This is a genomic window from Staphylococcus sp. 510, assembly GCF_057219715.1.
In genome coordinates this window covers 1-9640 of the sequence record NZ_JBXVVK010000024.1, presented here as the reverse complement: position 1 = coordinate 9640, position 9640 = coordinate 1, and the positions used below count along the sequence as shown (strand labels likewise).

Here is a 9640-nt window from a genome sequence, read left to right as displayed (position 1 = left end):
CCGACCTCTTTAGATTTAAACTTATAAAGTAGAAACGAATTTTTCTTTTTTTAAAATGTGAACGCCTGATTGATGTTCTTCAATATAATTACCATAGTTTGAAAACACTAGGATTTTTAAATAAAGTAAATCAAGTACAGAAAAACCAAAATTAAGTGCTAATAGAAACATACAATAATGTCCATATTGAGGGAAATACATACATAAAAAAATAAATAAAGATGATATTAATATAAAAGGTAATATCAAGTTGATACAAAAATAAACTTTATGAATAGGTGTATTTACATAAGTATTAAAATATGGAATCCATTTCTTTCGAGTTAATTTATGAATTCGAAATGATTTGTAAAAGGGTAAGAAAAATAATAAATGAACCCCTTTATGCAATGGATACATAAAAAATATAAGTACAAGCACAATCAAAAAATGTTTATCTGATAATGGCGTGTTACTAAAAAAGTACATGACTTCATAACTAAACAAAAACATTATAATGGTACCAACGATGCTCATGAATGCAATTCTAGGTATACCAAATCTTTCATGAATATCAATTTGTCTTGTACATAAAAACATGCAACATGCCTCATTTCTTAGTCAATATATGTATGGTATTATCTATTGAATTAGAGATGAAGTCAATAGGTACTTTAGTAAAAAACAGTCAAACACCATAATTCAAAAGTGATTCAATATATTAGAAACCCCTATTCAAAAATGCAATTATTGATTGCACTTTTTGAATAGGGGAAACCCAATAATGATTCATTTATTTTTCTTTAGAAAATGTGTTACTGATTTCTTCGCCACGGTTTTGTAAATTCTCAATGTGAGATTGTAGCTTTTCAATATTAGGGTTAATATCAGACTTGAAGTTACCGATTAATGTTTTGATTTCATCACCGATTGAACTACCAAATTCTGTTCCTTCATTTTTAATTTGTGAACTATAATTTAATATGTCATTAAATGATTGTTTCATTGTTTCTAGTTCACGTTGTAACTCTGATTGAGCGCCAGTTGGTTGTCCGCCATCAATCGTGTTATTTTTAACGCTTTGGTCATCACGATTACGCAATGAGACTGCGAAACCTGCGGCAACACCTACGCCAATACCAAACAATACGCGTGTTACTTTCATTATAAATCTCCTCACTTTTATATCTCGGATAATTGTATTATTCATCTTATACCCATTTTAAGACAAATTAAGCATGATTATTCAAATTGAGCTTGAATTTGAGCAGCAATTTCTTTTTTGACTTCATCATTTAACGTTTCTTCATGTGTTTCCCATTTATAACCAAAACCATCAATGTCATTTTCATATCTTGGAATTAAATGGAAATGTAAATGGAAAACAGATTGATCGGCGAATTCACCATTATTTTGTATAATGTTTAAGCCATCAGGATTAAATGCTTTTTTAATTGCATTTGCCACTTTAGGAAGAGCAACACCTATATGTTTCATTGTTTCTTCATCTGTTTCAAAGATATTTGCTGAGGCTTTTTTAGGGATTAACAGTGTATGACCTTTCGTTACTTGAGAAATATCTAAAAAGGCATAGACATAATCATTTTCATAAATTTTAAAGCTAGGAATTTCACCAGTAATAATTTTACTGAAAATCGTTTCAGACATGTTGATTACACTCCTCTTCTCTTCATCTTAAAGTATATTATAGCATTACTAACAAAAATTCGTCATTCTTCATAGCTAATTTTAGGTGTAATTCATTATTTTTGATACAATAGGTCTCGTGGAGGTGCCTTATGACAGTAAAAGTAGAACATCTAACAGGTGGTTACGGTAAACGACCTGTAATTAAGGATATTAATTTTGAATTAAAAAAAGGCGAAATCGTTGGATTAATTGGTCTGAATGGTGCTGGTAAAAGTACTACGATCAAACATATGTTAGGACTTTTAACACCTACATCAGGCTCATTATCAATTTCAAATACTAATATAACAGACGATATTGAAACATATCGTCGAAAATTATCATATATTCCAGAATCACCAGTTATTTATGATGAATTAACGTTACAAGAACATATTGAAATGACTGCAATGGCATATGGTCTATCTCAAGAAGAAGCAATGAAAAGGGCAGAACCATTATTAAAAATATTTAGGTTACAAGATGAATTAAAAGTCTTCCCAAGCCATTTTTCAAAAGGTATGAAGCAAAAAGTGATGATCATATGTGCTTTTATTGTTAATCCTGAATTGTACATTATTGACGAACCATTTTTAGGTTTAGACCCATTAGGTATACAGTCTATGCTTGATTTAATGGTAGAAAAGAAAAATGAAGGGCGTACAGTGTTAATGAGTACACATATCTTAGCCACTGCCGAACGCTACTGTGATCGTTTTATCATTTTAGATAAAGGTGAAGTTGTGGCCTTTGGAAATTTAGAGGAATTAAGAACGCAAACTGGTCTAAATCATCATACACTTGATGATATTTATATACATGTTACTCAAGGTGGACATGCCAATGAATAATCAAGCAACGACATTATTTAGAAAGCGTCAAAAGGCGATACGTAAAGAAAAGAATTACTACAATAAATTTATTTTTAATGGTCATTTTACTGTCTTTCTTTTAATCTTGTTCGGTGCTTTTATCATGGGGTACGGAGAGTGGTTAAAACATATACCTAAGCATATCGATTATGCACTTATAACTAGTATGATTATCGCGATTGCTTCATTATTTCCATTAAGAACATTATTAAAAGAAGCAGATCAGATTTTTTTATTACCGTTTGAAAAGTATATGAAACGATATATGTCATTAAGTATTCAATATAGTTACTTTGCAAGAATAATAATGCAATTGGTATTACTCATTGTACCATTTCCATTATTTTATAAATTAAATCATCACCATTTGCAGTACTATATTGTTTTTGTAGTAATTGCACTAATATTACCCTATTTAGTATTATGCCTAAGATGGATTGGTTATCAATTAGATGTATCAACTTGGTTAATGAATATAGGCTTTTTTATTATTTTAAGTATTAACTATTATTTGATTCTCGGAATGCAAACGTATTTCGCGTTAATTATCACGTTAGTCATATTAATATTGATTGTTATTTTAAAATCTAAAGCAGACAAACAATTATACCCATGGGATAGAATGATTGGGGTAGAACATAGACATTATACTAATTATTATAAGTTTGTAAATATGTTTACCGATGTCAAACATCTTAGAGAATCAGCGGTTAGACGTAGTTATTTAGATTTTATCTTGCCGGTACCAAAAGGTAAAAAGTTTAATGCAAATCAAATGTATTTATATTTATTTATACGAAGTTTTGTACGAGGTAGAGATGCCTTTAGCATCATATTAAGATTGACACTTATTGCGGTGATATTAATGGTATGGCTTTCAAATCCAGTAGTATCTATATTAATAGGTAGTCTGTTTATGTATATTACTTTATTACAAATGTCTCAGTTTTATACTCAACAAGCCTATGGACTATGGCCACAGGTTTGGCCAGTACCTGATACAATTGTTATCAAGGGTTATGAGAAGTTTTTATATAGACTTATGATTATTATTGGTTTGATATTAACAATTACATTTTCAATCATGAATCCAACATTATTTTTCTTTTCAATCGTATTCTTCTTAGTTGGTTATTTAACAATTAGAAGTACCATTAAAAAATTAAAATACCAAGAAACATTATTAAGAGATTAAATGAAAAAGTTGTCCTATAGCGAAAGAAGTATCTACGCTATAGGACAACTTATTTTTTAATTATGATCAACTGGATATAAGTAACGTTCAAAGTAGCTTGAATGTTGGCCACTATATCCAAAGAATTGATTTAATGCTGCTTTAGAAAAATGATCTTGGAATAAATCAGATGACTTAAAGTCTTCATATGCACTACGATTAGCAAAACCAAAATACAATTTATAAGTATTGCCTTCTAAAGGTCGTAATAATCGATAACTTTTGAATCCACCGAAAGTGTCAAAAGGTGCACCTAAATGAAGCAATTGTTTTTCTAATTGATTTTTATGATCTTCTGATGAAGGAATAAACAGTGCACAGTAAAAATGATCTTCATTAAATTCACCCACACTGTATAACACTTCATAAGCACTTGGATGTTTTAGTACAGATTTTCCTTCAGTTTCTTCTAATATAACTGAAGTATCTGATGCTGAATATTGGTATAAATTATGATCTGGATTATTAAGTTGAATTTGATTTAAAAATCCATAAGTCCCATAAGATGTATATAAATTCATGACAGTTACCTCCCTCGTTTTTATTAATTATACGATTATCAATTTTTATTTTCTACCTTAAAAGTCTGATTTTTAAAATAAATGTATAAGAATGTTTTGATTTATTACAAATTAAACTGAAATTAAATGGAATTATATTATATCCATGATATAAAATGACGAGTTATTATATTGAATTTCAATATCTAAATAAAAAATTATGACAATTTGTAAGTAGTTCATATTTCCAAATAATTTTACTATGTCTTTTTTATGACATTTAAGCACATTAAAATACGAACGAACATACAATATGATATTATAGATAAGAATGATTTTAATTTAGGGGGACTATATGGTGCATACCAAGAATGATACGATTTTAAAAATGATAAAAGGTGAAAAGACATCCCATACACCGGTCTGGTTTATGCGTCAGGCAGGGAGGTCACAGCCAGAATACCGTAAATTAAAAGAGAAATATTCATTATTCGATATTACGCATCAACCTGAATTATGTGCATATGTCACACACTTACCAGTTGATAATTACAACACAGATGCAGCGATTTTATATAAAGATATTATGACACCGTTAAAACCTATTGGTGTAGATGTTGAGATTAAATCGGGAATTGGACCAGTGATACAAAATCCAATAAAATCAGTACAAGATGTTGAAAAACTTTCTCAAATTGATCCAAAACGAGATGTACCATATGTTTTAGATACGATAAAAATTTTAACTGAAGAAAAATTAAATGTACCGTTAATTGGATTTACTGGTGCTCCATTCACTTTAGCTTCATATATGATAGAAGGCGGACCATCTAAAAATTACAATTTAACTAAAGCAATGATGTATCGTGATGAAGCTACTTGGTTTGCTTTAATGGATCATTTGGTTGCAATTTCTATAGATTACGTTAATGCACAAATAGAAGCAGGAGCCAAATTGATTCAAATCTTCGACTCATGGGTAGGCGCTTTAAATGTTCAAGATTATAGAAAATATATTAAACCAGGTATGGATAAATTAGTAAATGGTATTAAGCGTCAACATCACGTTCCAGTCATATTGTTTGGAGTTGGAGCAAGTCATTTAATTAATGAATGGAATGATTTACCAATTGATGTGCTAGGTCTAGATTGGAGAACATCTATTCAGCAAGCTCAACAAATGGGTGTAAACAAAACATTACAAGGTAATTTAGACCCTTCATTATTATTAGCACCATGGGAAGTAATTGAAGAAAGATTAAAAGACATTTTGGATCAAGGTATGTCTAGAGGTAAACATATCTTTAATCTTGGACACGGCGTATTCCCAGAAGTTCAACCAGAAACACTTCGTAAAGTAAGTCAATTTGTACATGATTATACTCAACAGTAGTTCTCTTAATTCAATTTGAATAATGTAAGTAATATGATTAGATTAAAGGATGGTTTTATAAATGAGTAAAACAATAGGATTATTAGTTATGGCTTATGGCACACCTTATAAAGAGAGTGACATTGAACCTTATTATACTGATATCAGACATGGTAAAAAACCAACAGACGAAGAACTACAAGATTTAAAAAATCGCTATGAATTTATAGGTGGCTTATCACCATTAGCAGGTACAACAGACAGACAGGCAGAAGCATTAAGAGATGCCTTAAATAGCGCATATGATGATGTTGAATTTAAGTTATATTTAGGTTTAAAACATATTTCTCCATATATAGAAGAAGCAGTTGAGTCTATGAATAACGATGGTATAACTGAAGCAGTAACTGTAGTTTTAGCACCACATTATTCAAGCTTTTCAGTGGGCTCTTATGATGAACGTGCTGATCAAGTGGCTGAAAAATACGGTATTCAATTACATCATGTTAAACATTATTATTACCAACCGAAATTCTTAGAATTTTGGACTAATCAAATTGATGATACTTTAAAACAGATTCCATCTGAAGAACATGACGATACTGTATTAGTTGTATCAGCACACAGTCTACCTAAAGGATTAATTGAAAGAAACAATGATCCATATCCTAAAGAGCTACATGACACAGCAGAACAATTAAAAGTTAAATCAAATATTATCCATGTTGCTGAAGGTTGGCAATCAGAAGGTAATACTGGTACACCTTGGTTAGGGCCTGATGTACAAGATTTAACTAGAGATTTATATGAAGCCCATGGTTATAAAAACTTTATCTATACACCAGTTGGATTTGTATGCGAACATTTAGAAGTTTTATATGATAATGACTATGAATGTAAAGTTGTTTGTGACGACATCGGTGCAAATTATTATCGTCCAGAAATGCCTAATACACATCCATTATTTATCGGAGCAATTGTAGACGAAATTAAATCAGTATTTTAATAGAAGGAAGCGTGAATGATTTTGAGTAAGAATGTAGCAATCATCGGTGCAGGTATAACCGGCTTAACAAGTGCTTACTATATGAAAAAACAAAATCCTCATTTAAATGTAACCATTTATGAGGCAACCAATCGACCAGGTGGAAAAATCCAAACATATCGTAAAGATGGCTATACGATTGAATTAGGCCCAGAGTCTTATTTAGGTAGAAAAACGATTATGACTGATATAGCTAATGAAATTGGATTAGGTAATGATTTAATTACCAATACGACAGGTCAATCATACATTTATGCTAAAAATAAATTATATCCGATACCTGGTGGTTCTATTATGGGAATACCAACGGATATTAAACCTTTTATCAAAACTAAATTAATTTCACCATTAGGTAAACTTAGAGCTGGATTAGATTTATTTAAAAAGCCTATCGAAATAGAAGATGACATTTCAGTAGGTGATTTCTTTAGACAGCGTTTAGGTGATGAAGTACTTGAAAATTTAATTGAACCACTGATGGGTGGTATCTATGGTACAAATATAGATGACTTAAGTTTAATGAGTACATTTCCTAACTTTAAAGAAAAAGAAGAAGCCTTTGGTAGCTTAATTAAAGGTATGAAAGATGAAAAAGAACAACGTATTAAACAACGTCAATTATATCCAGGTGTGCCGAAAGGACAATTTAAACAGTTCAACCATGGTTTAAGCTCATTTATCGAAGCACTTGAAAAAGCTGTTAAAAATCAAGGTGTAGACATTAAATATAACACTAAAGTTGAAGATATTATTGTATCTCAAAGAGACTATCAAGTGGTTGTTGATGGTAAAAATGAAGTTTATGACGGTGTATTAGTCACTACACCTCAACAAGTGTTTATGCAATGGTTCAATCATGATCCAGCATTTGATTATTTCAATACGATGGATTCAACAACAGTTGCAACTGTTGTCCTAGCATTTGATGAAAAAGATATTGAAAATACTTATGATGGTACTGGTTTTGTTATTGCTAGAACAAGTAATACAGATATTACGGCATGTACATGGACATCTAAAAAATGGCCATTTACAACACCAGAAGGCAAAGTTTTAATTAGAGCTTATGTTGGTAAACCAGGTGATACTGTTGTGGATGATCATACAGATGAAGAAATTGTATCTATAGTGCGTCGTGATTTAAAACAAATGATGACATTTAAAGGTGATCCTGAATTCACAATAGTTAATCGATTACCGAAAAGTATGCCTCAATACCATGTAGGCCACATTAAACAAATTAGAAAAATTCAAGAACATATTAAACGAACTTATCCGCGATTAAAAATTACAGGGGCGCCATTTGAAGCGGTAGGCCTACCTGATTGTATCCAACAAGGTCATAATGCGGTTGATGAAATGCTAGAGGAATTACGTTAATACGTTTTATAATTTAATTAAAGCACTTTAAAAGGATAATAATGTCTTTTTAAAGTGCTTTTGATATAGAATAAAGATAAATACGTTCATGATAAAGACTGCTACTTAATCTAGAAGTGAGGTTGATAAAAAATGACAGATGTCATCATTGTTCATTCAAGTGTAGGAAATGCACATAATCATTGGTATGAATGGTTAGGTCACAATTTAACGTTAGAAGGATATAAAGTCTCTCTTTTTAATTTAGAAGCTAATACTCCTGCTAAAATTGATATGTGGGTTAAGCAAATGCAACAACAATTAAATGTAAGAAAGAAAGATACATATTTTGTAACACATGGATTTGGAACGATAGCGACTTTGAAATTTATAGAAACATTAGAACAAAATGTTGAAGGGCTATTCAGTATTGCTGGTTTTAAAGATGATGCAGTAGACATAGATGAAAATATTGATTTACATGGAGTAACGATTAATTATGAACGAGTTAAAAGTAAAGTAGATCATTTTTATGGTTTGAGTTCTAAAAATGATACACATGTTTCATATAAAGAAACTAAGAGACTCATGGATACCTTAGATGGACGTATGCGAGTTGTTGAAGATGGTGGCCATTTTATGGAAGAGGATGGTTTTACTACATTCACATCACTACAAAATCGTATGCAAGGATTTATGACGCAATAGGGTAGGGAAATTAATAATATAATTTTAAATATGCGCCGTACTTATTTAGAATAGATAAGTATGGCGTTAGTCATTTGATATTGTGATCCATTTAGTAGCAGTAAGGGATAAAAAACAGAAAACATGAATAATAGAAGATGATCATTTTATAGAAAAACTATCAATATTGGATGAAAGTTAATATAATAGAAGGCCATTTAGACACTTTTGTTATAAAATGAAATCAAGTAGTAATTTTTACACATTTTAATTTGGAATTAATATTGACTAATAGTAACAAACTTAATATACTAATAAAGTGTTAAGCGAGAGCGTATTAAAGCGACTTGAACGTATCGATTGTTTTATTAATTCAAACAATGTAAATTTAGTTTTAAAAAAGTGTTGACTTTATTAAGCTAATGATGGTACAATAATCAAGTAGTCAAAAATAATATTATCGCGGGATGGAGCAGTTCGGTAGCTCGTCGGGCTCATAACCCGAAGGTCGGTGGTTCAAATCCGCCTCCCGCAATACATAGTTTTAATAGGTCTCGTAGTGTAGCGGTTAACACGCCTGCCTGTCACGCAGGAGATCGCGGGTTCGATTCCCGTCGAGACCGTCATTATTAATATTATGGTTCAGTAGCTCAGTTGGTAGAGCAATGGATTGAAGCTCCATGTGTCGGCAGTTCGACTCTGTCCTGAACCATTCGTCATTTTTGGCGGTTGTGGCGAAGTGGTTAACGCATCGGATTGTGGTTCCGACATTCGAGGGTTCGATTCCCTTCAACCGCCCCATAATCGTATTACATTTCACATGCGGGTGTAGTTTAATGGCAAAACCTCAGCCTTCCAAGCTGATGTTGTGGGTTCGATTCCCATCACCCGCTCCATTATTAT

Annotated in this window: 10 protein-coding genes and 5 tRNA genes; 11 read left to right on the top strand and 4 right to left on the bottom strand. The window is 31.2% G+C overall.

Annotation, left to right across the window (positions count from 1 at the left end):
• Positions 1 to 21 precede the first annotated feature (21 nt).
• The 3 genes from AC2D8K_RS12055 to AC2D8K_RS12045 form a co-directional block, all read right to left on the bottom strand.
• Positions 22 to 579 (bottom strand): DUF3267 domain-containing protein, encoded by a 558-nt coding sequence (locus AC2D8K_RS12055; RefSeq protein WP_002452113.1) that lies wholly within the window; start codon positions 577 to 579, stop codon positions 22 to 24.
• A 193-nt stretch (positions 580 to 772) separates the two neighbouring features.
• Entirely contained in the window at positions 773 to 1144 is a 372-nt protein-coding gene (locus tag AC2D8K_RS12050) for a YtxH domain-containing protein (RefSeq protein WP_002452114.1), read from the bottom strand.
• A 77-nt stretch (positions 1145 to 1221) separates the two neighbouring features.
• Entirely contained in the window at positions 1222 to 1647 is a 426-nt protein-coding gene (locus AC2D8K_RS12045; protein WP_002452115.1) for an HIT family protein, read from the bottom strand.
• Between the two features lie 131 nt (positions 1648 to 1778).
• Here AC2D8K_RS12045 and ecsA point away from each other — a divergent pair, with 131 nt between their 5' ends.
• Complete coding sequence (gene ecsA / locus AC2D8K_RS12040) at positions 1779 to 2519, top strand: ABC transporter ATP-binding protein EcsA (RefSeq protein ID WP_002452116.1); 741 nt, start codon at positions 1779 to 1781, stop codon at positions 2517 to 2519.
• Entirely contained in the window at positions 2512 to 3735 is a 1224-nt protein-coding gene (gene ecsB / locus AC2D8K_RS12035; protein ID WP_002452117.1) for an ABC transporter permease EcsB, read from the top strand. Before ecsA ends, ecsB begins: the two co-directional genes overlap by 8 nt.
• Positions 3736 to 3791: 56 nt before the next feature.
• Here ecsB and traP read toward each other — a convergent pair whose 3' ends face one another.
• Positions 3792 to 4295 carry a signal transduction protein TRAP gene (gene traP, locus AC2D8K_RS12030; protein WP_002452118.1) on the bottom strand — a complete coding sequence of 168 codons (504 nt, stop codon included), beginning with the start codon at positions 4293 to 4295 and terminating at the stop codon, positions 3792 to 3794.
• A 334-nt stretch (positions 4296 to 4629) separates the two neighbouring features.
• On the opposite strand from traP, the gene hemE reads away from it, so the two are divergent.
• From hemE to AC2D8K_RS11985, 9 genes are all read left to right on the top strand, one after another.
• Entirely contained in the window at positions 4630 to 5667 is a 1038-nt protein-coding gene (gene hemE, locus AC2D8K_RS12025) for a uroporphyrinogen decarboxylase (RefSeq protein ID WP_484698777.1), read from the top strand.
• 61 nt (positions 5668 to 5728) lie between these two features.
• Entirely contained in the window at positions 5729 to 6652 is a 924-nt protein-coding gene (gene hemH / locus AC2D8K_RS12020) for a ferrochelatase (RefSeq protein WP_002452120.1), read from the top strand.
• Positions 6653 to 6673: 21 nt separating this feature from the next.
• Complete coding sequence (gene hemY, locus AC2D8K_RS12015) at positions 6674 to 8071, top strand: protoporphyrinogen oxidase (RefSeq protein WP_172852448.1); 1398 nt, start codon at positions 6674 to 6676, stop codon at positions 8069 to 8071.
• A 132-nt stretch (positions 8072 to 8203) separates the two neighbouring features.
• Positions 8204 to 8758, top strand: coding sequence for an RBBP9/YdeN family alpha/beta hydrolase (locus AC2D8K_RS12010; protein WP_002452122.1), 555 nt, complete (start codon positions 8204 to 8206; stop codon positions 8756 to 8758).
• Positions 8759 to 9198: 440 nt separating this feature from the next.
• Positions 9199 to 9272, top strand: a tRNA-Met gene (locus AC2D8K_RS12005).
• 15 nt (positions 9273 to 9287) lie between these two features.
• A tRNA-Asp gene (locus AC2D8K_RS12000) sits at positions 9288 to 9360 on the top strand.
• Between the two features lie 16 nt (positions 9361 to 9376).
• Positions 9377 to 9449, top strand: a tRNA-Phe gene (locus tag AC2D8K_RS11995).
• Positions 9450 to 9462: 13 nt separating this feature from the next.
• Positions 9463 to 9538: transfer RNA gene (locus AC2D8K_RS11990), tRNA-His, on the top strand.
• Positions 9539 to 9559: 21 nt separating this feature from the next.
• Positions 9560 to 9633 (top strand) — tRNA-Gly (locus AC2D8K_RS11985).
• The last annotated feature ends 7 nt before the right edge of the window (positions 9634 to 9640 follow it).

Excerpts from the sequence above, each read along its gene's own strand:
- AC2D8K_RS12045 (WP_002452115.1), bottom strand. The coding sequence starts at position 1,647 with ATGTCTGAAACGATTTTCAGTAAAATTATTACTGGTGAAATTCCTAGC.
- ecsB (WP_002452117.1), top strand. The coding sequence starts at position 2,512 with ATGAATAATCAAGCAACGACATTATTTAGAAAGCGTCAAAAGGCGATA.
- ecsA (WP_002452116.1), top strand. The coding sequence starts at position 1,779 with ATGACAGTAAAAGTAGAACATCTAACAGGTGGTTACGGTAAACGACCT.
- hemH (WP_002452120.1), top strand. The coding sequence starts at position 5,729 with ATGAGTAAAACAATAGGATTATTAGTTATGGCTTATGGCACACCTTAT.
- AC2D8K_RS12010 (WP_002452122.1), top strand. The coding sequence starts at position 8,204 with ATGACAGATGTCATCATTGTTCATTCAAGTGTAGGAAATGCACATAAT.
- AC2D8K_RS12055 (WP_002452113.1), bottom strand. The coding sequence starts at position 579 with ATGTTTTTATGTACAAGACAAATTGATATTCATGAAAGATTTGGTATA.
- AC2D8K_RS12050 (WP_002452114.1), bottom strand. The coding sequence starts at position 1,144 with ATGAAAGTAACACGCGTATTGTTTGGTATTGGCGTAGGTGTTGCCGCA.
- hemE (WP_484698777.1), top strand. The coding sequence starts at position 4,630 with ATGGTGCATACCAAGAATGATACGATTTTAAAAATGATAAAAGGTGAA.
- traP (WP_002452118.1), bottom strand. The coding sequence starts at position 4,295 with ATGAATTTATATACATCTTATGGGACTTATGGATTTTTAAATCAAATT.